Origin of the sequence: Streptomyces sp. NPDC014656 (assembly GCF_043084305.1) — a bacterium.
In the GTDB taxonomy this organism is placed as follows: Bacteria; Actinomycetota; Actinomycetes; order Streptomycetales; family Streptomycetaceae; genus Streptomyces.
Genome location: NZ_JBIBZN010000031.1, coordinates 1 through 23,530, shown reverse-complemented (window position 1 = coordinate 23,530; position 23,530 = coordinate 1). Strand labels below are relative to the sequence as shown.

At 74.7% G+C, this 23,530-nt stretch carries 19 protein-coding genes; 13 read left to right on the top strand and 6 right to left on the bottom strand.

Annotated features, from left to right (window positions below):
- Window positions 1–8: 8 nt before the first annotated feature.
- Complete coding sequence (locus ACF1ED_RS36770) at window positions 9–1,283, bottom strand: LCP family protein (RefSeq protein WP_391767717.1); 1,275 nt, start codon at window positions 1,281–1,283, stop codon at window positions 9–11.
- 219 nt (window positions 1,284–1,502) lie between these two features.
- Window positions 1,503–2,255, bottom strand: coding sequence for a TIGR03089 family protein (locus ACF1ED_RS36765; protein WP_391767716.1), 753 nt, complete (start codon window positions 2,253–2,255; stop codon window positions 1,503–1,505).
- A gap of 136 nt (window positions 2,256–2,391) precedes the next feature.
- Here ACF1ED_RS36765 and ACF1ED_RS36760 point away from each other — a divergent pair, with 136 nt between their 5' ends.
- The 3 genes from ACF1ED_RS36760 (at window position 2,392) to ACF1ED_RS36750 (ending at window position 6,000) form a co-directional block, all read left to right on the top strand.
- Window positions 2,392–3,792, top strand: coding sequence for a peptidoglycan recognition protein (locus tag ACF1ED_RS36760; RefSeq protein WP_391767715.1), 1,401 nt, complete (start codon window positions 2,392–2,394; stop codon window positions 3,790–3,792).
- A gap of 104 nt (window positions 3,793–3,896) precedes the next feature.
- Window positions 3,897–4,979, top strand: a complete 1,083-nt coding sequence (locus ACF1ED_RS36755; protein WP_391767714.1) for a sugar phosphate nucleotidyltransferase — start codon at window positions 3,897–3,899, stop codon at window positions 4,977–4,979.
- 61 nt (window positions 4,980–5,040) lie between these two features.
- Complete coding sequence (locus ACF1ED_RS36750) at window positions 5,041–6,000, top strand: DNA-3-methyladenine glycosylase family protein (protein ID WP_391767713.1); 960 nt, start codon at window positions 5,041–5,043, stop codon at window positions 5,998–6,000.
- 27 nt (window positions 6,001–6,027) lie between these two features.
- Here the strand turns inward: ACF1ED_RS36750 and ACF1ED_RS36745 are convergent, their stop codons facing one another.
- The 3 genes from ACF1ED_RS36745 to ACF1ED_RS36735 form a co-directional block, all read right to left on the bottom strand.
- The gene (locus ACF1ED_RS36745; RefSeq protein ID WP_391767712.1) at window positions 6,028–7,347 is read right to left on the bottom strand and encodes a coenzyme F420-0:L-glutamate ligase; all 1,320 of its coding nucleotides are present in this window, start codon (window positions 7,345–7,347) and stop codon (window positions 6,028–6,030) included.
- Window positions 7,344–8,300: a 2-phospho-L-lactate transferase gene (gene cofD / locus ACF1ED_RS36740; RefSeq protein WP_391767711.1), complete on the bottom strand. Its 957-nt coding sequence runs from the start codon at window positions 8,298–8,300 to the stop codon at window positions 7,344–7,346. The genes ACF1ED_RS36745 and cofD overlap by 4 nt, the downstream gene beginning before the upstream one ends.
- A 64-nt stretch (window positions 8,301–8,364) precedes the next feature.
- Window positions 8,365–8,898, bottom strand: a complete 534-nt coding sequence (locus ACF1ED_RS36735; RefSeq protein ID WP_391767710.1) for a cysteine dioxygenase — start codon at window positions 8,896–8,898, stop codon at window positions 8,365–8,367.
- Window positions 8,899–9,573: 675 nt separating this feature from the next.
- Here ACF1ED_RS36735 and ACF1ED_RS36730 point away from each other — a divergent pair.
- The 3 genes from ACF1ED_RS36730 to ACF1ED_RS36720 all read left to right on the top strand — a co-directional run bounded on the left by ACF1ED_RS36730 (window position 9,574) and on the right by ACF1ED_RS36720 (window position 15,433).
- The gene (locus tag ACF1ED_RS36730; protein ID WP_015033978.1) at window positions 9,574–9,837 is read left to right on the top strand and encodes a WhiB family transcriptional regulator; all 264 of its coding nucleotides are present in this window, start codon (window positions 9,574–9,576) and stop codon (window positions 9,835–9,837) included.
- A 302-nt stretch (window positions 9,838–10,139) separates the two neighbouring features.
- On the top strand, window positions 10,140–13,904 hold the full coding sequence (locus ACF1ED_RS36725; protein WP_391767709.1) for a glycosyltransferase: 3,765 nt from the start codon (window positions 10,140–10,142) through the stop codon (window positions 13,902–13,904).
- Window positions 13,901–15,433 (top strand): DUF5719 family protein, encoded by a 1,533-nt coding sequence (locus ACF1ED_RS36720; protein ID WP_391767708.1) that lies wholly within the window; start codon window positions 13,901–13,903, stop codon window positions 15,431–15,433. Before ACF1ED_RS36725 ends, ACF1ED_RS36720 begins: the two co-directional genes overlap by 4 nt.
- Before the next feature lie 38 nt (window positions 15,434–15,471).
- Here ACF1ED_RS36720 and ACF1ED_RS36715 read toward each other — a convergent pair whose 3' ends face one another.
- Window positions 15,472–15,936 (bottom strand): metallopeptidase family protein, encoded by a 465-nt coding sequence (locus ACF1ED_RS36715; RefSeq protein WP_391767707.1) that lies wholly within the window; start codon window positions 15,934–15,936, stop codon window positions 15,472–15,474.
- Between the two features lie 299 nt (window positions 15,937–16,235).
- Here ACF1ED_RS36715 and ACF1ED_RS36710 point away from each other — a divergent pair, with 299 nt between their 5' ends.
- The 7 genes from ACF1ED_RS36710 to ACF1ED_RS36680 all read left to right on the top strand — a co-directional run.
- Complete coding sequence (locus ACF1ED_RS36710; protein WP_390073461.1) at window positions 16,236–16,664, top strand: DUF3499 domain-containing protein; 429 nt, start codon at window positions 16,236–16,238, stop codon at window positions 16,662–16,664.
- 148 nt (window positions 16,665–16,812) lie between these two features.
- Window positions 16,813–18,180 (top strand): phosphomannomutase/phosphoglucomutase, encoded by a 1,368-nt coding sequence (locus ACF1ED_RS36705; protein WP_391767706.1) that lies wholly within the window; start codon window positions 16,813–16,815, stop codon window positions 18,178–18,180.
- A gap of 113 nt (window positions 18,181–18,293) precedes the next feature.
- Window positions 18,294–18,476, top strand: a complete 183-nt coding sequence (locus ACF1ED_RS36700) for a Trm112 family protein (RefSeq protein ID WP_189853622.1) — start codon at window positions 18,294–18,296, stop codon at window positions 18,474–18,476.
- Window positions 18,477–18,652: 176 nt separating this feature from the next.
- A complete protein-coding gene (locus ACF1ED_RS36695; protein WP_391767705.1) occupies window positions 18,653–19,801 on the top strand; it encodes an SIS domain-containing protein in 1,149 nt (382 codons plus the stop codon).
- A 214-nt stretch (window positions 19,802–20,015) separates the two neighbouring features.
- Complete coding sequence (gene manA / locus ACF1ED_RS36690) at window positions 20,016–21,167, top strand: mannose-6-phosphate isomerase, class I (protein ID WP_391767704.1); 1,152 nt, start codon at window positions 20,016–20,018, stop codon at window positions 21,165–21,167.
- 72 nt (window positions 21,168–21,239) lie between these two features.
- Window positions 21,240–22,205, top strand: a complete 966-nt coding sequence (locus ACF1ED_RS36685) for a cation diffusion facilitator family transporter (protein WP_391767703.1) — start codon at window positions 21,240–21,242, stop codon at window positions 22,203–22,205.
- A 300-nt stretch (window positions 22,206–22,505) separates the two neighbouring features.
- Window positions 22,506–23,530, top strand: a 1,025-nt coding sequence (locus tag ACF1ED_RS36680; protein WP_391767702.1) for an adenosylhomocysteinase, incomplete at its 3' end; no start/stop codon positions are given.

Sequence of the window (23,530 nt, the reverse complement as noted above, 5' to 3'; positions counted from 1 at the left end):
CCGCGTCGCTACGAGCACACCCCTTCGGCCGCGTTCCGCCCGGTGAAGGTGGGCGTAGAGCTCGGCACGGGCGTGCCCGCGTCGGCAGGCTCGTCGGGCTTCCCGTCGGAGGATGCGTCGGCACCCCCGTCCGGTTCCGCCGGGGTCACCACGACCGGTCTGTCCTCCCGGAGTTGCCGGAAAAGCTCACTCGCGGCGGGTTGCACCAGTTCGTCCCTGTTCGCGTTGTACGTGTACGGCCGCCGCGGCACCGTCAGGAACTGGACCTTCTCCGTCGGGACGGACCGCATCGTCCGCGCCAGCTCGTACAGGTCCCGCAGCGAGTCGAGCCCCGGGTCCGTGGTGATGGACTTCGTCGCCGCGTCGAGCACCGGGTACAGCTTCGCCGGGTTCAGCAGCACCCCGTCGCTCTGCACCTTGTTGACCAGCGCGCCCAGGAACATCTGCTGCCGGTCCATCCGCTCGGTGTCGCTGCCGTTCCCCAGCGACTTGCGGGCCCGGACGAAGCCCAGCGCCTGCTCCCCGTCCAGCGTCTGCCGGCCCGCCGGCAGCTTCAGCTTGGCGTCGCTGTCGTCCACCGGCTCCTTGAGGCAGACCTCGACCCCGTCCACCGCGTCCACCATCTTCTTGAAGCCCCGGAAGTCGATCACCATGTGGTGGTCGACCCGGATCCCGGTCAGCTTCTCGACGGTACGGATCGTGCACGCCGTCCCGCCCCACTCGAAGGCCCAGTTGAACTGCGCCGACCGCTCCCGGGTGCGGCCCCCCTCGGTCCTGGCGCAGCTCGGGATCGTCACCATCAGGTCCCGGGGGATGGACACGGCCGTCGCCCCCGACTCGTCGGCCGCCAGGTGCAGCAGGATCACCGTGTCCGAGCGCTGGGTGCCCTTGTCCCGGCCGTACTCGCTGTTCCCCTCGCCGGAGCGGGTGTCCGAGCCGATCAGGAGGATGTTCCGGGCGGCCGACACGACGGCGGCCGGGCGCTCCTTCTCGTACCGGCGCAGCTCGTCCGCCGCGGTGGTGTCCGTGGTGATGTTGTCGTCGAGCTTCCGGTAGAACCACCAGCCGGTACCGGCCGCGCCGAGCAGCACGACCGAGACGCCGAGCGCCGTCCACCGCAGCCAGTGCCGCCGCGGCCCCGCGGGCGCGCCGGAGGGCCCGTCCCCGGAGCCGCCGGAGCCGCCGGAGCCCTCGGGGCCGACGGACTCCGTCTCCGTCTCCTGCTCCGTCTCCTGCTCCGGTTCCGGGTCCGGTTCGGCGGGCGTGCCAGCGCGGTCCGTCACGTCGTCAGTCCGTCCTTCGGGGCGTCGCGGGCGCGTCGGGCGCCCGGCGTTCGCAGAAGGAGACGGCCGAACCCGACGCGGGGTTGTACGGAGGAGACGACTCCCCCCGCGCCGATCATGTACCGGACTCGGCGTACGGTCGCGGGTACGCGGCGCGTCGATCGGCCGAACGGGTGGACCGGACGCGGCGGAGGCGCGAACGCCCCGCGCCGGCCGCCGTCAGAGCGCCGTGGCCGTGACCCGCTCGCTCTCGATCCGCTTCTCCAGCGACTCCGGCGCCAGTTCGCCCACGTGCCGGCACAGCACCACGGAGCCGCCCGCGGCCAGCGGCGCGTACAGCCCCGCCGACAGGCCCTCCCAGCCCTCGTACGGCAGCCCGGACAGCAGCCGCGAGCCGGGGCCGAGCCCGAACCGCACGGCGTCGAGCCGGGCCTGCTCGACGAGCTGCGCCCCGCTGCGTTCCGTACCGTCGACGACGAGGGCCGGCGCGTCCGCGTCCACCGGCGCGAACGGCGCGAAGCGGTCGCCCTGGCCCGGCACCTCGACCGCGTAGTCCGCGTATCCGGCGGGCGGGACGGGGAAGCGGCGCCCCAGCGGCGCCAGGGAGAGCGCGATCCGCTCCCCGGAGCAGGCGAGACCCGCCTCCAGCGCGTCCGGCCCCGCCACCACCAGGTCGGCGCCCGCCGGGTCGCCGCCCAGCTCGGCCGTCACCCCGACGGAGGAGCAGGCGAGCAGCCAGACGGCGGTCTGCCAGTGCGCGGGCAGCAGCAGCGCGAGCCGGTCGCCGGGCTCGGCGGACAGCTCGCCCTGGAGGAGGTTGGCCGTCTTCGCCACCCAATTGGCGAAGGTGGCGACGGACAATTCCACCCGCTCACCGGTGGCGTCGTCGTAGTAGGTGACCAGGGGGCGGGCGGGGTCCGCGGCGAGCGCGGATCGCAGCAGGTCGGCGGGGGTGCGGTCGCTGGCGTTCACGCCGCACAGGGTACGCGGGCCGGCGCGCCGCGCTGGGCCGGACCGGTGATGGTGTCCTCCGGACGGCCTGACGCGCCGTCCGGTTCCGCCCGCCGCCCGCCGCGCGCCCCGCCCGTCCGCTCCGCAGGATCGGCCCATGCGTGCCTCACTCGCCTCCTCGATCGCCGTCGCCTGCGCGACCGCGCTCGCCCTGCCGGTCTTCCTCGTCGCCCCCGCGACGGCCACCGCGCGCCCGGCGGCGAACGCCCTGCCACCGGCCCAGGACGAGCTGCCGGGCGCCACCCAGTCGCTGCCGCTCCGCCCGCTGGGCGCCTCCGTACGCTCCTTCGGCGACCCCGGCGCCGTACGGGAGCAGGGCCTGGGCCGCCGGGACGTCAGGCCCTTCTCGCTCGTCGGGGTGGTCTGGGACGACCCGGCGGCGGCGCTGCACGGCACCGTCCAGGTCCGCACCCGCTCCACCGCCGACGGCGTCTGGTCCCCGTGGCAGGACGTCGAGACCCACAACGAGGAGCACGGCGCCGACCCGGAGACGGCCGAGGGCGCCACCGGCACCCTGCGCGGCTCCACCGCCCCGCTCTGGGTCGGCGACTCGGACGGCGTCGAGATCCGCGTACGGGCGGAGGAAGGCGCGGCGGAGGACCGCGCGGGTACGGCTCCGCTCCCGGCCGGCCTGCGCGTCGAACTGGTCGACCCGGGCGAGGGGCCGGCCCCCGCCCCCGCCCCCGGCACCCGGGCGATGGCCCCGCCCGCCGTCCTGACGGCCGCGGAGGCCGCCGCGAGCGGCGTGAACAGCCCGCTGGCGCCGTACGGCTCGGCCGTGATCCCGGCCGAGTCCCAGGACGGGACGGTGGCCGCGCCGGTCCACGAGGCGGCGGCCGAGCCGGCGCGACCGGCCGCCGAGCCGGTCCAGGCGGCGGCGAAGAAGCCGTACATCGGCCCCCGCCCCAGGATCGTCACCCGCAAGGGCTGGGGCGCCGACGAGCGGATCCGCGAGAAGGGCTTCGTCTACACCAAGACGATCAAGGCGGCCTTCGTCCACCACAGCGCCACCGGCAACAACTACACGTGCGGCCAGGTCCCCTCCGTCCTGCGCGGTATCTACCGCTACCACGTGAAGAGCAGCGGCTGGCGTGACTTCGGCTACAACTTCGCCGTCGACAAGTGCGGGAACATCTACGAAGGCCGGGCCGGGGGAGTGGCGAAGCCGGTCCTCGGCGCGCACACCCTCGGCTTCAACACCAACAGCATGGGCATCGCCGTCCTCGGCACCTTCAGCAGCAGCACCCCGCCGGCCGCCGCCGTGACCGCCGTCGCCCGCCTCACGGCCTGGAAACTCGGGCTCCACGGCATCGACCCCAAGGGCACCCAGACCCTCGTCTCCGGCGGCGGCAACCTCTACAAGAAGGGCCGGAAGGTCCGCTTCCACACCATTGCCGGACACCGCGACGGCTTCGCCACGGAGTGCCCCGGCAAACGCCTCTACGGCAAGCTCGGAACCGCCCGGGCCTCCTCCGCGAAGTACCAGGGTCGGCGTTGAGGGGGGCACGGAGGCAACCATCTGCATAAACTGACCGGTCATATCGCACGGACGACCGAGACGGGCGCGCTGACCGGCCCCGAAGCAGGAAGCAGAGACGACACGTGACAGAGGCGATCCTCCTGGTCGGGGGCAAGGGCACCCGGCTGCGACCGCTCACGGTCAACACGCCCAAGCCCATGGTCCCGGCGGCCGGCGTTCCCTTCCTGACGCACCAGCTGGCCCGGGCCAAGGCCGCCGGCGTCGAGCACATCGTGCTCGCCACCTCCTACCTCGCCGAGGTCTTCGAGCCGCACTTCGGCGACGGCTCCGACCTCGGTCTGAGCCTGGAGTACGTGACGGAGGAGGAACCGCTCGGCACCGGCGGCGCGATACGCAACGTGGCCTCCCGCCTCCACTCGGGCCCCGACGAGCCCGTCCTCATCTTCAACGGGGACATCCTCACCGGCCTCGACATCCGCGCCCTGGTGGCCACGCACGCCGACTCCGGCGCCGACGTCTCCCTCCACCTCACGCGCGTCGAGGACCCGAGGGCCTTCGGCCTGGTCCCCACCGACGGGACGGGCCGGGTGACGGCCTTCCTGGAGAAGCCGCAGACCCCGGAGGAGATCGTCACCGACCAGATCAACGCCGGCGCGTACGTCTTCCGCCGCTCGGTCATCGACTCGATCCCCACCGGCCGCCCGGTCTCCGTGGAGCGCGAGACCTTCCCGGAGCTCCTCGCCGCGGGCGCCCACCTCCAGGGCATGGTCGACTCCACGTACTGGCTGGACCTCGGCACCCCGCAGGCCTTCGTCCGCGGCTCCGCCGACCTGGTCCTGGGCCGCGCCCCCTCCCCGGCCGTCCCCGGCCGCTGCGGCGACCGCCTGATCCTCCCCTCGGCCCGGGTGGCCCCCGACGCCAAGGTGACCGGCGGCACGGTGGTCGGCGCGAACGCGACGGTGGGCGAGGGCGCCCGCGTCACGGGCTCCACCCTCCTGGCCGGCGCCACGGTGGAACCCGGCGCGGTCGTCACCGACTCCCTCATAGGCGCCGGCGCCCGCATCGGAGCCCGCTCGGTCCTCACCGGCGCGGTCATCGGGGACGGCGCCCACGTGGGCCCCGACAACGAACTCCGCGACGGCATCCGCATCTGGTGCGACGCCACCCTCCCCGCCGGCACGGTCCGCTTCAGCTCGGACCAGTGACGCCCGAGGGGGTGGTCCGGGAGACCACCCCCCGTCCGCCCGCCCGGCTACGCTCGTACGCATGGCCGGCCGCTTCGCACCACCACCCACCCGCACCACCGTCCGCGGCGGCGACACCCGGGTCCCGGACGAGCGGCGGCAGGGCCCGCCGGACCTCGGCCTCACCCTCGGCCCCCTCCGCAGGGGCCCCCACGACCCCACCTTCCGCGTCACCGAGGACGGCTCCGTCTGGCGGGCCACCCGCACCCCGGAGGGCCCGGCCACGCTCCGCGCGAGGGCGCACGGCACCGAGGTCGCGACGGACACCTGGGGCCCGGGCGCGGCCTGGCTCGAAGAGAACCTCCCCGCCCTCCTCGGCGCCGAGGACGACCCCGCCGCCTTCGTCCCCCGCCACCGGCTCCTCCTCACGGTCCACCGCCGCCGCCCCGGCCTCCGCCTCACCCGCACCGGACTGGTCCTGGAGTCCCTGATCCCGTCCGTCCTGGAGCAGAAGGTCACGACGACGGAGGCGTACGGCTCCTGGCGCCGCCTGGTCCGCCAGTACGGCGAACCGGCCCCCGGCCCGGTGCCCGAGGGCCTCCACGTGATGCCGGACGCCCGCACCTGGGCGAGGATCCCGTCCTGGGAGTGGCACCGCGCCAACGTCGACGGCAAGCGCGCCGCCACGATCGTCCGCGCCGCGCGCGTGGCCCCCCGGCTGGAGGAGGCGGCGCACCTGCCGCCCCCGGAGGCCCGCCGACGCCTGGAGCTGGTCCCGGGCATCGGCCCCTGGACCTCCGCCGAGACGATCCAGCGCAGCAACGGCGCCCCCGACGAGGTCACCACGGGCGACCTCCACCTCCCGGGCATCGTCGGCTGGGCCCTGGCGGGCGACCGCACGGCCGACGACGCGACGATGCTGGAACTCCTGGCCCCCTACGAGGGCCAGCGCCACCGGGCCGCCCGCCTGATCCTCCTCAGCGGCCGCACCCCGCCCCGCCGGGCCCCCCGCCTGGCGCCGAACGACATCACCCGCCTCTGAGGGAGGGCGCGGGGGAGGGGGCGCGGGTCAGCGCACCTCGACGAAGTCCGAGGCGAGCCGCCCCGGCCGTTCCTTGGCCGCCCCGGCGGGCCGTCCGATGGCCACCGCCCCCATCGGGTCCCAGCCCTCCGGCAGCCCGAGCACGTCCCGTACGACGTCCCGGCAGAACATGGTCGAGGAGACCCAGGCCGAGCCCAGCCGCTCACCGGCCAGCGCGACGAGGAAGTTCTGCACGCCCGCGCCGGCCGCGACGACGAACATCTCGCGCTCGGCGGCGTCCCGGCGCGGGTCGCCGTAGTGGTGGGAGCCGTCCATGACGAGGCAGGGGACGGCGAGGTAGGGCGCGTTCCGCAGGACGTCCCCGCGCCGCACCCGCTTCGCGATGGACTCCTCGGACTTGCCGTCCCGCCGCAGGTCCGCGATCCACGCGTCCCGCATCGCGTCCAGGAGCCGCAGCCGCGACCCGGCGGACTCCAGGAGGACGAACCGCCACGGGGTGGTGTGGTGCGGGGCCGGCGCCGTCACGGCCGCGGCGACCGCGCGCCGTACCGCCCCGGGGTCGACGGGGTCGTCGGTGAACTCCCGCACCGTCCGCCGCAGCGTCACCGCCTCGCGCACGGCCTCCGAGGTGCCGAGGCGGAACATGTCGTCCGCGGCGGAGCGCACCAGCGCCCGGGCCCCCGGCTCCCCGTCCCCGCCCACCACGTGCGGCAGGCCGCGCACGACGGCGACGGGCACGCCGGTGGCCTTGCCCTTCACCAGGTCGCCGGCGGCGGCGAGTTCGTCGGCGGTGGCGACGACGGTGACGTTCAGCTCGTTGCCGTGGGAGTCGGTGACGCCCCGCAGGTCGTCCAGGACCCGCACGCCCGCCGCGCCGATCGCGACGTCGGTCAGCCCGGCGCGCCAGGGCCGCCCGAAGGTGTCCGTGACGACGACGCCGACGTCCACGCCCAGCGCCTCGCGCACCCCGGCCCGGATCCGCCGCGCCGACCCGTCCGGGTCCTCCGGCAGCAACAGCACCGTCCCCGCCGGGGTGTTGGAGGCGTCGACCCCGGCCGCGGCCATCACCAGGCCCTGCCGGTTCTCGACGATGCGCAGCGCGCCGCGCCGCGCCACCACCCGCACCGTCTCGGCGTCGATGGCCTCCTCGCGGTCGTCGGCGGCGACGATCCGCCCCTCCGCCTTGCTCACGATCTTGGAGGTGACCAGCAGGACGTCGCCGTCCTCCAGGCCGGGGGAGACGGACGCGATCAGCCCGGCCAGATCGTCGCCGGGCGCCACCTCGGGCAGCCCGGTCAGTCCCCACACCCGGTACGAGGGCGCCGGGGCCGCCGGACCGGGCGTCACGCGCGGACCTCCTCGGCCAGCGCGAGCGCCGCCCGCGCCATCTCGGCGGTCGCGTCCACGTCGGTCATCATCAGCGGCACCGCGCGGCAGGCGATGCCGGCCGCCTCGACGTCGGCGACGGAGCCCGCGTCCACGGTGTCCACCAGCCAGCCGTCGACCAGGTCGGAGCCGTAGTGGCGGGCCACGGCCGCGGCCGTCGACTCGACGCCGACCGCCGCGAGGACCTTGTCGGCCATGCCGCGCACCGGCGCGTCCCCGACGATGGGGGAGAGGCCGACGACCGGCGCCGGGGCGGCGGCGACCGCCTCGCGGATGCCGGGCACGGCGAGGATGGTGCCGACGCTGACGACCGGGTTGGACGGCGGGAAGAGGATGACGTCGGCCGCGGCGATCGCCTCCAGGACGCCCGGCGCGGGCTTCGAGGCCTCCGCGCCGACCGCCACGACGGCCTTCGCGTCGACGGAGGCGCGCAGCTTCACCCAGTACTCCTGGAAGTGCACGGCGCGCTGCTCGCCGTCGACCTCGATCGCCACGTGCGTCTCGACGCGGTCGTCGGACATCGGCAGCAGCCGCACCCCGGGCCGCCAGCGGGCGCAGAGCGCCTCGGTGACGGCGCTCAGCGGGTAGCCGGCGCCGAGCATCTGGGTGCGGACGATGTGGGTGGCGAAGTCGCGGTCGCCGAGGCCGAACCACTCGGGTCCGACGCCGTACGCGGCGAGCTCCTCCTTGACGGCGAAGGTCTCGCCCTCGCGGCCCCAGCCCTGCTCCTCGTGGATGCCACCGCCGAGGGTGTACATCACCGTGTCCAGGTCGGGGCAGACCTTCAGCCCGAAGAGATGGATGTCGTCACCGGTGTTGCCGACGACCGTGATCTCCGCGTCCGGGACGGCCTGCTTGAGACCGCGAAGGAAACGGGCACCACCGATGCCGCCGGCCAGAACCACAATGCGCATGCGGACAGTGTGTCAGCCGCCGGCTGGTCCCCCGCGGGGTGGTGGCCGGGCGGCGGGCGGCCTGTCAGGCGGTCACCGGGTGTGCGGCGGCCGGGGCGCACCGGCCCTGGAGCGCCTCGTGCATGGACTCGTGCATGGACTCGTGCATCGGCATCTCGGTCAGGCCGGGGAAGTAGACGTGGAGGCTGACGGCCGGCTCCAGCGAGTCGTTGGAGACCCCGTGGACGTATCCGGGCGCGAAGACCCGCTGGGTGCCGGGCCGCAGGACGCGCGTGCCCCGGTCGGTGCGCTCCGTCAACTCGCCCCGCAGGACGGTGAGGACGCCGGAGGACCGGCCGTGGTCGTGGAGGCCGCTGCCCTGGCCGGGCACCCAGGAGAGCAGCCACACCTCGTAGCCGGGCCCGGTGCGCAGGCGGTGGTACCAGCGGGTGGTGGCGTCGTACTCGACGTGCGGGGCCCACCGCGCGGGGTCGGCGGCGATCTCGCGGGCGAGGCCGGCGAACTCGGCGACGGTGACGGGGTGCTCGCGCTCGGGCTGGAGCAGGTGGGGGACCTCCATGAGGTCGCCGGCGATCTGGAGGTCGCTGTCCATGTTCATGTCGGGGGGTTTTTCCTCAGCAGAAACGGAGATGCGGTGAGGGGTCACGGCCGGAAGGGCAGAGAGGTGACACGCGTGACGCAGGGTGACGCCGGGAGAAGCAGCCGGAGCTCGAGGGCATCAACAGCTGGGACAGCAACAGCAACAGCGCGCCTGGACAGCGCGGCGGAACCCACGGGCGTGGGTCGCGGAGGGCGCTGCGGTCGCTGGCATGCCACCAAAGTGGCGGGAGGGGTACCCGACTGTCAACTCAATGCCCGATTTGGGGGTAATGTTTCACCTCATCCGGTTACTGTGCCCGGAGAAAGGTTTGTTCAGCCCCGGACCAGGCAAGATGGCGCAGCAGTCGTGCCTGTGGAGGTGGCCGTGGTGAGCGCCCTCCGTGATCGGACTGTGATCCGGATCGCTTCCCCGGCGGGATCGCAACAAGATCCACGCCTCGTACGTCCTTCTGGACGGAGGCACGGCACCGCGGGAACCGCCGATGGCATGTGTCACGTTTTTTGGTGATTTGAACACTTTCCGCATAGGCTTGGTTCCGCAGAGTGAATACGGGGCCCAATAGCAGATCTCGGCTTGACTCGCACAGAGCACGAACTTGTAATTTCACTCGTGTCGTTCGGCCGTTTCGATCACGGCGACATCACGGGACGCACAGACAGACGAGGGGCGCAGATGACCGAGTTGTTCCAGGAACTGCTGGTCGAGGACGCGGACGAGGAACTCGGCTGGCAGGAGCGCGCGCTGTGCGCCCAGACCGACCCCGAGTCCTTCTTCCCCGAGAAGGGCGGCTCGACCCGCGAGGCCAAGAAGGTCTGCCTCGCCTGCGAAGTCCGCTCCGAATGCCTGGAGTACGCGCTGCAGAACGACGAGCGCTTCGGCATCTGGGGCGGCCTCTCCGAGCGGGAGCGGCGCCGGCTCAAGAAGGCCGCCGTCTGAACCGGCGACCGGCCGGAAACGGACCTCCGCGAAGATCCCTCCCGAGACCCCCGCGGGGCACTCCGCCCCGACCCCCACGAAGACCCCCGACGGTCCGCCCCCGTGCACGGCACGGGAGGCGGACCGTTTCGCGTACCGCCCCACCGGCCGCCCCCGCCGCCGCTCCGTCCGCCCGCCCGTCGTCCACAGGGCGTCGTCCACAGGGGCGGACCCCTCCCGCCACAGCCGTTAGTGTGGGCCTCCGTCCGAGACGCTCCCCACGCCCCCCCGCGGGCGACCCCGGCCGGAGGGCCCGTAGCTCGATGTCCTCAACTCCTGAGTTCCCCAGGCACGTCGTCACCGCCGTGCTCGTCACCCACGACGGAGCCCGCTGGCTGCCCGACGCGCTCTCCGGGCTGCTCGCCCAGGAGCGCCCGGTGCAGAGCGTGATCGCCGCCGACACCGGCAGCGCCGACGAGTCCGCGCAGCTCGTCGCCGAAGCCGTCGGCGACGACCGCGTCCTGCACCTCGCGCGCCGCACCGGCTTCGGCGCCGCCGTCGACGAGGCCGTCCGCACCGCACCCGTGCTCGGACCCGAGGACCTGCCCTACCTCAAGCGCCCCAGCGGCTGGGACCCCGTCAGCCGCACCTGGAACGACGAGGCCTACGACCTCCCCGAACTCCCGCACGGCGACCCGGTCCAGTGGCTCTGGCTGCTGCACGACGACTGCGCCCCCGAGCCCGGCGCCCTCGCCGAACTCCTGCGCGTCGCCGACTCCGACGCGTACGCCGCCGTCATCGGCCCCAAACTGCGCGGCTGGTACGACCGCAAGCAGCTCCTCGAAGTCGGCGTCACCATCGCCCGCAGCGGCCGCCGCTGGACCGGCCTCGACCGCCGCGAGCAGGACCAGGGCCAGCACGACCAGATCCGCCCCGTCCTCTCCGTCTCCACCGCCGGCATGCTGATCCGCCGCGACGTCTTCGAGGAGCTCGGCGGCTTCGACCGCCGCCTGCCCCTCATGCGCGACGACGTCGACCTCTGCTGGCGCGCCCACTCCGCCGGCCACCGCGTCCTCGTCGCCCCCGACGCCGTCCTGCGGCACGCCGAGGCGTCCGCCCGCGAGCGCCGCTCCGTCGACTGCGCCGGCCGCACCGCCGCCAGCCCGCACCGCGTCGACAAGGCCGCCGCCGTCTACGCCCTGCTGGCCAACTCCTCCGGCCGCGCCCTCCCCTACGTCCTGCTGCGGCTCGTCCTCGGCACCGTGCTGCGCACCCTCGGCCTCCTCGTCGGCAAGGCCCCCGGCCAGGCCGTCGACGAGATCATGGGCCTCCTCGCCACCCTGCTGCGGCCCGAGAAGATCCTCGCCGCCCGCAAGCGGCGGAAGAACCCCGAGATCCCGCCGGCCGAGCTCCGGCCCCTCTTCCCGCCGCCCGGCGCCACCGTCCGCGCCACCGCCGAACAGCTCGCCTCCCACTTCGGAGCGGACGAGCCGGACTCCGGCTCCCGCCACGGCGCCGTCGAGTCCGGCCCCGGCGGCGACGACGCCGACTTCCTGGAGATCGAGCAGTTCGCCCGCCTGAAGAAGATCGCCCGCAAGCCGGGACCGGTCCTCTTCGCCCTCCTCCTCGTCGTCTCCCTCGTCGCCTGCCGCAACCTCTTCGCCGGCGGCTCCCTCGCCGGCGGCGTCCTGCTGCCCGCCCCCGACACCGTCTCCGACCTGTGGGGCCGCTACGCGGACGCCTGGCACACCCTCGGCACCGGCGGCACCCAGAGCGCCCCGCCCTACCTCGGCATCCTCGCCGCGCTCTCCGCGCTCTTCCTCGGCTCCACCTCCACCGCGCTGACCGTCCTGCTCGTCTGCTCGGTCCCGCTCGCCGGCTTCACCGCCTACCTCTCCGCCCGCGGCCTCGTCGGCTCCCGCCTCCTGCTCGCCTGGGGCGCCGTCGCCTACGCCTTCCTGCCCGCCGCCACCGGCGCCCTCGCCACCGGCCGGCTCGGCACCGCGGTCCTCGCGGTCCTGCTCCCGCCGACGGCCCGCGCCGCCGTCGCCGCCCACGGCTTCAACCGCCCCGACCGCGGCAGCTGGCGCGCCACCTGGGCCTACGCCCTCCTGCTCACCGTCACCACCGCCTTCACCCCCGTCGTGTGGCCGCTCGCGGTCCTCCTCGGCCTCGGCGTCCTCGCCGTCCGCCGCGACGACATCACCGCCTACGGGCTCCGCTTCCTCGCCGCCGTCGGCACCCCGGTCCTCGCCCTGGCCCCCTGGTCGCTCTCCCTGCTGACCGACCCCTCCGCCTTCCTCCACGAGGCCGGCCTCGACCTGCGCACCGGCACCGCCTCCGCCGTCGACCTGCTCGCGAGCAGCCCCGGCGGCCCCGGCACCACCGGCGGACTCCTCCTCCTCGGCCTGGTCCTCGCCGCGCTCGCCGCCCTCCTGCGCGAGGAGCGCCGCCCCGCCGTCCTCACCGCCTGGACCGCCGCCCTCGCCGGCCTCCTCTTCGCCGCCCTGTCCAACGGCGCCGACGGCACCGGCTGGGCCGGCCCCGCCACCCTCGTCTACGGCGCCGCCCTCATCGCCGCCGGCATGCTCGGCGCCGAGGGCGGCCGCACCCGCGTCGCCGCCCACGGCTTCGGCTGGCGCCAGCCCGTCGCCGCCCTGATCGCCCTCGCCTGCGCCCTCGGCCCCGCCGTCGCCGCCACCGGCTGGATGATCGGCGGCGCCGACGGCCCGCTGACCCGCCGCGACCCCGTCCAGGTCCCCGCCTTCGTCGCCGAGGAGAGCGGCCAGCAGGACCAGCCCCGCACCCTGGTGCTCTCCGGCACCTCGCCCGGCGCGGTCGACTACACCCTGGTCCGGGGCTCCGGCGCCCGCCTCGGCGACGCCGAACTGACCGGCACCGCCGAGCCCGACCCGCGCCTCGACTCCGTCGTCGCCAAGCTGGTCGCCGGCTCCGGCGCCGACCAGACCCAGGAACTCAGCGCCTTCGCCATCCGGTACCTGCTGGTGAAGGACGGCTCGCCGCGCCAGATGAGCCGCGTCCTCGACACCACCCCCGGCCTCTCCCGGCTCAGCCAGCTCGACGGCGCCGCGCTCTGGCGGGTCGACCGCGAGATCGCCCGCGTGATGATCGTCCCGCCCGCCGCCAAGACCGCCGCCCCGGACGCCGCCGCGGAGGGCACCGCCCTCCCCGTCCCCGTCCCCGCCGGCCCCGTCGAGGCCCACGCCGACGTCCCCGCGGGCCCCGCCGGCCGCGTCCTGCGCATCGCCGACCGCGCCGACGAGAACTGGACCGCCACCCTCGACGGCACCGCGCTCACCCCGACCACCGTCGACGGCTGGGCCCAGGGCTTCCAGCTCCCCGCGGGCGGCGGCCGCCTCGACCTCACCTACGACGAACCCCTCGCCCACACCGCCTGGATCTGGACCCAGCTCGGCCTCGCCGTCGTCCTCGTCGTCCTCGCCCTGCCCGGCCGCCGCCGCGAGATCGACGACGACCTGCCCGAGGAGGAGGCCGTCATCCCGGCCCAGGCCACCGACGGCGACGGCCGCCGCGCCCGCCGGCTGCGCGCCGCCGCCGAGGCCGAGGCCGCCGCCGCGACCGCCGCCGAGACCGACGGCACCGGCGCATGGCCCGACGCCCCCGAGGCCGAGCCCGCCGCCGCCCCCGACCGGCAGCCCGCCGAGCCCGACGAGTGGGCCACCGCGGGCCAGGACCCGGCCTACGCCCAGCAGCAGTACGCCCCGTCGTACGACCAGCAGGGCTACGCCCAGGAGTACGCCGACCCGTACCAGCAGCAGGCGTACACGTACCCCCAACAGGGCTACGACCAGAACCAGGGCTACGACCAGGGCCAGGGCTACGACCCCCAGGCCCCACAGGGCTACGACCCCCAGGGCGGCTACCCCGCCACCCAGGGCTACGACCAGGGCCAGGGCTACGACCCGCAGGCCCCGCAGGGCTACGACCCCCAGGACCCGCAGGCGTACGCCCCCTACGACGGCACCGCCGGCTACGACTACGGATACCCGCAGGGCGGCCAGGGCCACGACACCGAGCAGCGTCCCGACGGGAGCAGCAACCAGTGAAGCGCACCACCCTCTCCCTGATCGCGGTCGCCACCGCCCTCGCCGCCGTCACCGGCTTCGCCGCGCTGACCGCCCCCGGCGAGCCCGCCGCCGCGTCCGCCACCGCCACCGCGCCCCGGGCGGCCCGCCTCCCCGTCGAGCGCACCAGCCTGCTCTGCCCCGCCCCCAGCGCCTCCGAGATCGCCGAGACGCTCATCACCTCGTACACCCCGCCCGGCACCACGGCCGCCCCGGCCCCCGCCGGCGGCACCGCCGCCAAGCCCACCGCCGTCCTCGGCATCGCCAAGAACCCGAGCGCCCCCGCCGGCAAGAAGGCCGGTGCCCCGAAGGCCCCCGCCTCCGTCACCGCCCCCGGCAAGCCCGTCTCCGTCGCCGCGGACGGCGCCGTCGGCCACGGCCTCACCGGCACCGCCACCGGCACCCTCGCCCCCGGCTGGACCGTCCAGCAGACCACCCTCGTCCCGGCCGGCGCCGCCCGCGGCCTCCTCGGCGTGAACTGCGCCGCCCCGGACACCGACTTCTGGTTCCCGGCCGCCTCCACCGCCAAGGGCCGCGCCGACTACATCCACCTCACCAACCCCGACGACACCCTCGCCGTCGCCGACATCGAGCTGTACGGCCCCGAGGGCGAGCTGAAGACCGCCATCCCCGAGGGCGTCCAGGTGCCGCCGCACGCCACCGTCCCCGTCCTCCTCGGCCCCCTCCTCGCCGAGGGCGCCCAGGAGAACCTGACGGCCCACGTCACCACCCGCACCGGCCGCGTCGGCGCCGCCCTCGGCTCCGCCGCCGACGGCGTGGGCAGCGACTGGCTCGCCGCCTCCGCCGACCCGGCGGCCCGCGTGGTCCTCCCCGGCATCCCCGGCGACGCCACCGGCGTCCGCCTCGTCGCCTTCGCCCCCGGCGACGCCGACGCCGACCTGAAGATCCAGCTGGTCACCGCGAACGGCACGATCGTCCCCACCGCCGCCGAATCCCTGCACGTCAAGTCCGGCATGACCGCCTCCGTCGACCTGCCGGACCTCACCCGCGGAGCCGCCGCCTCCCTGCTGCTCACCCCGACCGACCCCAAGAAGCAGGTCCCGGTCGTGGCCGCGCTCCGGGTCGTCCGCGGCAAGGGCTCCGACACGGAGATGGCCTTCGTCCCGGCCGCCGCCCCCGTCACCGACCGCGCCACGGTCGCCGACAACCGCCCCAAGGGCTCCGCCCTCACCCTCACCGCGCCCGAGGCGGCCGCCCAGGTGAAGGTCACCGCCTCGGCCGGCACGGAGGGCGGCAGCCCCGCCACCCGGACCGTCTCCCTCAAGGCGGGCACCACGACCGTCCTCACCGACCTCGCCCCGAAGGGCGTCAAGGGCACCTACGCGGTCACCGTCGAACCCGTCGCGGGCGGCGGACCGGTGTACGCGGCGCGCACCCTGAGCGTCACCGAGGACGGCATCCCGATGTTCACCGTCCAGACGCTGGTGGACGACCGGGGCACCGTCCAGGTGCCCACCGCCCGCCAGGACCTGACGGTCCTCGACGACTGACGCCCGCCCCCGGTGCGCGCCCCGGTCCGGGCGGGCCGTCAGTCCTGCCCGTACCGGGGGTCGACCGACTCGGGGGAGAGGCCGAGCAGCTCGGCGACCTGCTCCACCACGACCTCGTGGACCAGCAGCGCCCGCTCGTCCCGGCTCTTGGACCGGATCTCCACCGGCCGCCGGTAGACGACGACCTTCGCGGGCTCCCGCTTCTCGGCCGGCACCGACCCGCCCAGCGGCACCGTCTCGCCCGACACCGGCGGCGGCACCTCCATGATCATGAACTCGACGTCCTGGAGCTGCGGCCAGCGCCGCTCCAGCCGCTCCACCGAGTCCAGGACCAGATCGCGGAAGGTGTCCGCCCGGCTCACGGAGAGCGGGACCTGCGGCGGCGCGACCGGCCCCCGCATCCCGCGGCCGTGCCGGTCGCGCCGGCGGACCCGCGGCTCGGCCGAGGGCTCCCCGGCACCGGGCGGGGGACCGGGCTGACCGGGCGGCACAGGAGTGTCCATCACTGACGCAGCGTAACTCTCCTGGGTCACTCCGCACGGTGGCGTGGACCCGCCGATCACCGCGTCCCGCCCCCGCCCCACCCCCACCCGGTGTCGAAACCTGAACATTCCGGCCGCCCCGGGGAACGATTCGGCACCCGCTCGCGATCGGCCATCTGGCCGCGCCTGACCGGATTCCCTCCCCTCCCTGTCCGGATCGCCCCCCGTCCCACCCCCCTTGCGCCCCCTCCTCCGCAGGTCGGAACGGGCGCCACCCGAAGGGGGGTGTCGGACGTCACACCACGACACGGTGGAGTGACCTGGGGGAGAGTCGTCGCGGCCCGCTCAAGAGTGCGGTACCGTCCAACGTCGTGAGCCCTGTACGTCGCTGTTCGCGCACCGCGTGCGGCCGCCCTGCCGTCGCGACACTGACGTACGTCTATGCCGACTCGACCGCGGTCCTCGGCCCGCTCGCCACCTACGCCGAGCCCCACTGCTACGACCTGTGCGCCGAGCACAGCGAGCGCCTCACCGCCCCGCGCGGCTGGGAGGTCGTGCGGCTCTCCGACGGTTCCGCCCCCACCCGCCCCAGCGGCGACGACCTGGAGGCCCTGGCCAACGCGGTCCGCGAGGCCGCCCGCCCCCAGGAACGCGCCGCCGAGGCCGGCAAGCCCGGCGGACGCGGCGGCGACCCCATGGAGGTCGGCCGCCGGGGCCACCTGCGCGTGCTCCGCTCCCCCGACAACTGAGCCGGAACACGCCGCACCCGACCGCCGCACGGGTCGGACTCGAGCCACAACCGGCCACCGTCCGCGTGCCCTCCCACCCACTCCGGGTAGTTTTGGCGTTCCGCACACGCGCCGCACACGCGTGCCGAGAACTCAGGAGGGTGGATCCGTGACTGCCGATCTGTCGCAGATCGTGAAGGCGTACGACGTCCGCGGGGTGGTCCCGGACCAGTGGGACGAGAAGATCGCCGAACTCTTCGGCGCCGCCTTCGTCCGCGTCACCGAGGCCGACGCCATCGTCGTCGGCCACGACATGCGCCCCTCCTCGCCCGGCCTCGCCGGCGCCTTCGCCCGCGGCGCCGCCCGCCTCGGCGCCGACGTCACCCTCATCGGCCTCTGCTCCACCGACCAGCTGTACTTCGCCTCCGGAAGCCTCGGACTGCCCGGCGCGATGTTCACCGCCTCGCACAACCCGGCCCAGTACAACGGCATCAAGATGTGCCGCGCCGGCGCCGCCCCCGTCGGCCAGGACACCGGCCTCTCCGACATCCGCGCCCTCACCGAGCGCTGGCTGACGGAAGGCGCCCCCGAGGCCGCCGCCACCCCCGGCACCGTCACCGAGCGGGACACCCTCACCGACTACGCCGCCCACCTCAAGGCGCTCGTCGACCTCACCGCGATCCGCCCCCTCAAGGTCGTCGTCGACGCCGGCAACGGCATGGGCGGCCACACCGTCCCCACCGTCTTCGACGGCCTCCCGCTCGACACCGTCCCCATGTACTTCGAGCTCGACGGCACCTTCCCCAACCACGAGGCCAACCCCCTCGACCCGAAGAACATCGTCGACCTCCAGGCCCGCGTCCTCGCCGAGGGCGCCGACCTCGGCCTCGCCTTCGACGGCGACGCCGACCGCTGCTTCGTCGTCGACGAGCGCGGCGAGCCGGTCTCCCCGTCCGCGATCACCGCCCTCGTCGCCGCCCGCGAACTGGCCAAGAACCCCGGCGGCACGATCATCCACAACCTGATCACCTCCTGGTCCGTCCCCGAGGTCGTCCGCGAGCACGGCGGCAGCCCCGTCCGCACCCGCGTCGGCCACTCCTTCATCAAGGAGGAGATGGCGAAGACCGGCGCGATCTTCGGCGGCGAGCACTCGGCGCACTACTACTTCAAGGACTTCTGGAACGCCGACACCGGCATGCTCGCCGCCCTCCACGTCCTCGCCGCCCTCGGCGGCCAGGAGGGCCCGCTGTCCGAGCTGGTCGCCTCCTACGACCGCTACACCGGCTCCGGCGAGATCAACTCCACCGTCACCGACCAGGCCGCCCGCACCGCCGCCGTCAAGGCCGCCTACGGCGACCGGGACGGCATCACCCTCGACGAGCTCGACGGCCTCACCGTCAGCTCCGCCGACTGGTGGTTCAACCTCCGCCCGTCCAACACCGAGCCGCTGCTCCGCCTCAACGTCGAGGCCCGCGACGAGGCCACCATGACCGGCATCCGCGACGAGGTCCTCGCCCTCGTCCGCGCCACCGCCTGACGCCACCGCCCGCCACCCCGCCGGAGCGGGGAGCCGCCGCCCGCCGAGCCGCGACTCCCCGCCCCCGGCGGTAGGCTGACCAGCACCGTTCACTGGTACGAAGGGACACCGCAATGCCGCTCGAAGCCGGCCTCCTGGAGATCCTGGCCTGCCCGGCCTGCCACGCTCCGCTGAACGACCGCACGGCGGACGAGACCCCCGAACTGGTCTGCACGTCCCCCGACTGCGGCCTCGCCTACCCGGTACGCGACGCCATCCCGGTCCTCCTCGTGGACGAGGCCCGCCGCCCCGCGTGACCCGTCGCGGGCACGCGCTCCGCCGGGGGTCCCCCGGACGAAGTCCCCGGGGGAGGAACGGGCGGGCAGACCCCCAGGACGGCGCCCCACCCGCCGCACGCTCACCCGGAGCGCCCGCCCGCACCTGCGCCCGCACCGCGCCGCGCCCGCGCCCGGCACCGCACCCGGAGGCACCCATGCTGGACGAGACCCTGCTAGACGCACCGGACGCCCTCGCCGTGGCCGACCGCCGCGGACTGCTCCGCGGCGCCGCCGAGGCCGGCGCCCGGGTCAGGACCGCCGCCCGCCACGCCACCGAGGCCGGCATCGCCGCCCTCCACCCCGAGGGCCGCCCCCGCACCGTCCTCGTCGCCGGCCCCGGCACCGCCGCCGCCGGCGTCGCCGACCTGATCGGCGCCCTCGCCGGCGCCTCCGCCCCCGTCGTACGGCTCGCGCCCACCGGCGTCGCCCCCGCCGCCGGCGCCCTGCGCTGGGCCCTGCCCGGCTGGGCCGGCCCCGTGGACCTGCTCCTGCTGCCCACCACCGACGGCTCCGAACCCGGCCTCGCGCTCCTCGCCGGACAGGCCTACCGCCGCGGCATCACCGTCGCCGCCGTCGCCCCCCAGGGCTCCCCGCTCTCCGAGGCCGTCAGCGGCTCCCACGGCCTCTTCGTCCCCCTGGCCATGGCCCCCCACGAGGAACCCGACGAGTACGGCGAGAACCTCGCCGCCAGCCCCGGCGCCCTGTGGGCCCTGTTCACCCCGCTGCTCGCCCTCCTCGACCGCGTCGGCCTCCTCGAAGCCCCGCCCGAGGCCCTGGAACGGGTCGCCGACCGGCTCGACCGCACCGCCGAACGCTGCGGCCCCGCCATCGCCACCTACTCCAACCCGGCCAAGACCCTCGCCGCCGAACTCGCCGAGTCGCTGCCCCTGATCTGGACCGAGGGCGACGCCGCCGGCCCGGCCGGCCGCCGCTTCGCCGCCGTCCTCGCCGAACTCGCCGGCCTCCCCGCCCTCGCCGCCGAACTCCCCGAGGCCCTCCCCGCCCACGGCGTCCTCCTCGCCGGCGCCTACGCCGCCGCGGCCGACCCCGACGACTTCTTCCGCGACCGCGTCGACGAGACCCAGGCCCCGCGCGCCCGCGTCCTCCTCCTCCGCGACCGCCCGGCCGACGGCCTCAGCGCCGCCCCCGCCGCCCGCGAACTCGCCCTCGGCCACGACACCGCCGTCAGCGAACTCGAACCCGAGGAGGGCGACGCGCTGGAGACCCTCGCGGAACTCCTCGCCGTCACCGACTTCGCCGCCGTCTACCTCGCTCTGACGACCTCGGGCCACCTGGCCCCCTGACGCCCGGCCCCCGACGCACAGCACGACACGGAGGGGCACGGACGCGCCGGACCCCGGCGCACCCCACGGGCCGCACGCCGCACGCCCCCGGGCCACACCGGCGTACGGCCCCGGACACCGGCACGCCAGGTCCTGGACGCCCGCGTGTCACCCTCCCCCTGTCATCTGTCGTCTGGCACCGCCACCGTCACCGCCCCGAGGAGCTGGAACCCCCATGGAACGCCTCGTCAACACCGTCCGTCCCTACGCCTGGGGATCCACGACGGCCATCCCGGAACTGCTCGGCACCGCCCCCACCGGCGAGCCGCAGGCCGAGATGTGGATGGGCGCCCACCCCGGTGCCCCCTCGCTCACCGCCCGCGGGCCGCTGAACGAACTGATCGAGGCCGACCCCGTACGGGAACTGGGCCCGGCCGCCGTCGAGAAGTTCGGCCCCCGCCTGCCCTTCCTCCTCAAGGTGCTCGCCGCCGGCGCCCCGCTCTCCCTCCAGGTCCACCCCGACCTGGAGCAGGCCCGCGCCGGCCACGCCGCGGAGGAGGCCGCCGGCATCCCCGCCGACGCCCCCCACCGCACCTACAAGGACGCCAACCACAAGCCCGAGATGATCTGCGCCCTCACCCCGTTCGAGGGATTCTGCGGATTCCGCGCCCCCGCCGAGGCCGCCGACGCCCTCGCCGCCCTCGGCGTCGACTCCCTCAAGCCGTACGTGGACCTCCTCCACGCCCACCCGGAGGAGGCCGCGCTCCGCGAGGTCCTCACGGCCCTGCTCACCGCCGAGCACGACGAGATGGCCCGCACCGTCACCGAGGCGGCCGCGGCCGCCGACCGCCTCGGCGGCGCCCACGCCCCGTACGCGCTCCTCGCCCACCACTTCCCCGGCGACCCCGGCGTCATCGCCGCGATGCTCCTGAACCACGTCACGCTCCAGCCCGGCGAAGCCCTCTACCTGGGCGCCGGCGTCCCGCACGCCTACCTCTCCGGCCTCGGCGTCGAGATCATGGCCAACAGCGACAACGTCCTGCGCTGCGGCCTCACCCCCAAGCACGTCGACGTCCCCGAGCTCCTCCGGATCGTCCGCTTCGAACCGGCCGACCCCGGCGTGCTCCGCCCCGAGGCGTCCCCCTCGGGCGAGGAGGTCTACGACACCCCCATCGACGAGTTCCGGCTCTCCCGCCTCGTCCGCGCCGAGGGCGCCGCCCCCACCGACCTGACCGCCGCCACCCCGCAGATCCTGCTCGCCACCGCAGGACACCCCAAAGCGGGCGAAATCACCCTGGCGCCGGGCGAATCCGTTTTCGTTCCCGCCGACGAGCGTGTCGAACTCTCCGGAGCGGGCACGGTGTTCCGCGCGACCGTCGTGGCCTGATGCAACAATGACCGGCCGTACCACGGCCACGGTCAGCGGACCGGAGCACCGACGAAGGGAACAGACAGACCCATGAGCGCGTCAGGCGGAACCAAGGCGATCGTGGCGGCCCTCGCCGCCAACCTCGCGATCGCCGCAGCCAAGTTCGTGGCGTTCCTCTTCAGTGGCTCGTCCTCGATGCTCGCCGAGAGCGTCCACTCCCTCGCCGACTCCGGCAACCAGGGCCTGCTCCTCCTCGGCGGCAAGAAGGCCCAGCGGGAGGCCACCCCCCAGCACCCCTTCGGCTACGGCCGCGAGCGCTACATCTACGCCTTCCTCGTCTCCATCGTCCTCTTCTCCGTCGGCGGCATGTTCGCCATCTACGAGGGCTACGAGAAGATCCACGACCCGCACCCCATCGAGGCCTGGTACTGGCCGGTCGGCGTCCTGGTCTTCGCGATCATCGCCGAGTCCTTCTCCTTCCGCACCGCCATCAAGGAGTCGAACCAGATCCGCGGCGGCCTGACCTGGACCCAGTTCGTCCGCCGCGCCAAGGCCCCCGAGCTGCCCGTCGTCCTCCTGGAGGACCTCGGCGCCCTCGTCGGCCTCGTCCTCGCCCTCGGCGGCGTCGGCCTCGCCCTCCTCACCGGCGACGGCGTCTGGGACGGCATCGGCACCCTCTGCATCGGCGTCCTGCTCATCGCCATCGCGATCGTCCTCGCCGCCGAGACCAAGTCGCTGCTCCTCGGCGAGGCCGCCGGCCTCGACGACGTCCAGAAGATCGAGGCCGCCGTCGTCGACGGCGAGTCCGTCACCCGCCTCATCCACATGCGCACCCTCCACCTCGGCCCGGAGGAACTCCTCGTCGCCGCCAAGATCGCCGTCCGGCACGACGAGACCGCCACCGAGGTCGCCACCGCCATCAACGCCGCCGAGGAGCGCATCCGCGCCGCCGTCCCGATCGCCCGGGTCATCTACCTGGAGCCGGACATCTACGACGACGCCGCCGCGGCCCGGGGCGTGAATCCGGCCAAGAGCCCGGGCGGAACCGGCCACTGAGCCCCCGCACCACCCGTAGAACACCCTGACGAGGCCCCTGGGACGCACCGCGCGCACCCGGGGGCCTTCGCCGTGCGGCCTGCGGCCGGTGCGCCGACCGGTGTAGATTCGTAACGAGCCAGACGTCGCTGCTGATGGCGGTCGGGCGGTCCCCCCAGGAGACCGGCCGAGGGAGAGAGGGCCTCCGACGACTGCACCGCGAACCACCCGGGCATTCGTGTGCCCGCAGGTGCCTCGACCGCGGTGTCAGGCGCCACGACCGACCCTCACCACGCGATCCCACGAGGAGCAGCACCCGTCATGACGACTGCCGCACAGCAGGACTTCAAGGTCGCCGACCTCTCCCTCGCCACCTTCGGCCGCAAGGAGATCACCCTCGCCGAGCACGAGATGCCCGGCCTGATGGCGATCCGCCGCGAGTACGCCGAGACGCAGCCGCTCGCCGGCGCCCGCATCACCGGCTCCCTCCACATGACGGTCCAGACCGCCGTCCTCATCGAGACCCTCGTCGCCCTCGGCGCCGACGTCCGCTGGGCCTCCTGCAACATCTTCTCCACCCAGGACCACGCCGCCGCGGCCATCGCCGTCGGCCCGAACGGCACCCCGGAGAACCCGCAGGGCGTCCCGGTCTTCGCCTGGAAGGGCGAGACCCTGGAGGAGTACTGGTGGTGCACCGAGCAGGCCCTCACCTGGCCGAACACGCCCACCGGCGGCCCGAACATGATCCTGGACGACGGCGGTGACGCCACCCTCCTCGTCCACAAGGGCGTCGAGTTCGAGAAGGCCGGCTCCGCCCCGGACCCGTCCACCGCGGACAGCGAGGAGTACGCCTACATCCTCCAGCTCCTCAACCGCACCCTCGTCGAGTCCCCGCAGAAGTGGACCCAGCTGGCGTCCGACATCCGCGGCGTCACCGAGGAGACCACCACCGGCGTCCACCGCCTCTACGAGATGATGCAGGCCGGCACCCTGCTCTTCCCGGCGATCAACGTGAACGACGCCGTGACGAAGTCGAAGTTCGACAACAAGTACGGCTGCCGTCACTCCCTGATCGACGGCATCAACCGTGCCACGGACGTCCTGATCGGCGGCAAGACCGCGGTGGTCTGCGGTTACGGCGACGTGGGCAAGGGCTGTGCGGAGTCGCTGCGCGGTCAGGGTGCCCGGGTGATCGTCACGGAGATCGACCCGATCTGCGCGCTGCAGGCGGCGATGGACGGCTATCAGGTTGCGACGCTGGACGACGTGGTGGAGACGGCGGACATCTTCATCACGACGACGGGCAACAAGGACATCATCATGGCGTCCGACATCGCCCGGATGAA

What these genes read in the sequence shown, in the direction of transcription:
- ACF1ED_RS36695 (WP_391767705.1), top strand. Translation starts at nt 18,653, where the DNA reads ATGCTGGACGAGACCCTGCTAGACGCACCGGACGCCCTCGCCGTGGCC.
- ACF1ED_RS36750 (WP_391767713.1), top strand. Translation starts at nt 5,041, where the DNA reads ATGGCCGGCCGCTTCGCACCACCACCCACCCGCACCACCGTCCGCGGC.
- ACF1ED_RS36735 (WP_391767710.1), bottom strand. Translation starts at nt 8,898, where the DNA reads ATGAACATGGACAGCGACCTCCAGATCGCCGGCGACCTCATGGAGGTC.
- ACF1ED_RS36730 (WP_015033978.1), top strand. Translation starts at nt 9,574, where the DNA reads ATGACCGAGTTGTTCCAGGAACTGCTGGTCGAGGACGCGGACGAGGAA.
- ACF1ED_RS36760 (WP_391767715.1), top strand. Translation starts at nt 2,392, where the DNA reads ATGCGTGCCTCACTCGCCTCCTCGATCGCCGTCGCCTGCGCGACCGCG.
- ACF1ED_RS36715 (WP_391767707.1), bottom strand. Translation starts at nt 15,936, where the DNA reads ATGGACACTCCTGTGCCGCCCGGTCAGCCCGGTCCCCCGCCCGGTGCC.
- manA (WP_391767704.1), top strand. Translation starts at nt 20,016, where the DNA reads ATGGAACGCCTCGTCAACACCGTCCGTCCCTACGCCTGGGGATCCACG.
- cofD (WP_391767711.1), bottom strand. Translation starts at nt 8,300, where the DNA reads ATGCGCATTGTGGTTCTGGCCGGCGGCATCGGTGGTGCCCGTTTCCTT.
- ACF1ED_RS36700 (WP_189853622.1), top strand. Translation starts at nt 18,294, where the DNA reads ATGCCGCTCGAAGCCGGCCTCCTGGAGATCCTGGCCTGCCCGGCCTGC.
- ACF1ED_RS36685 (WP_391767703.1), top strand. Translation starts at nt 21,240, where the DNA reads ATGAGCGCGTCAGGCGGAACCAAGGCGATCGTGGCGGCCCTCGCCGCC.
- ACF1ED_RS36725 (WP_391767709.1), top strand. Translation starts at nt 10,140, where the DNA reads ATGTCCTCAACTCCTGAGTTCCCCAGGCACGTCGTCACCGCCGTGCTC.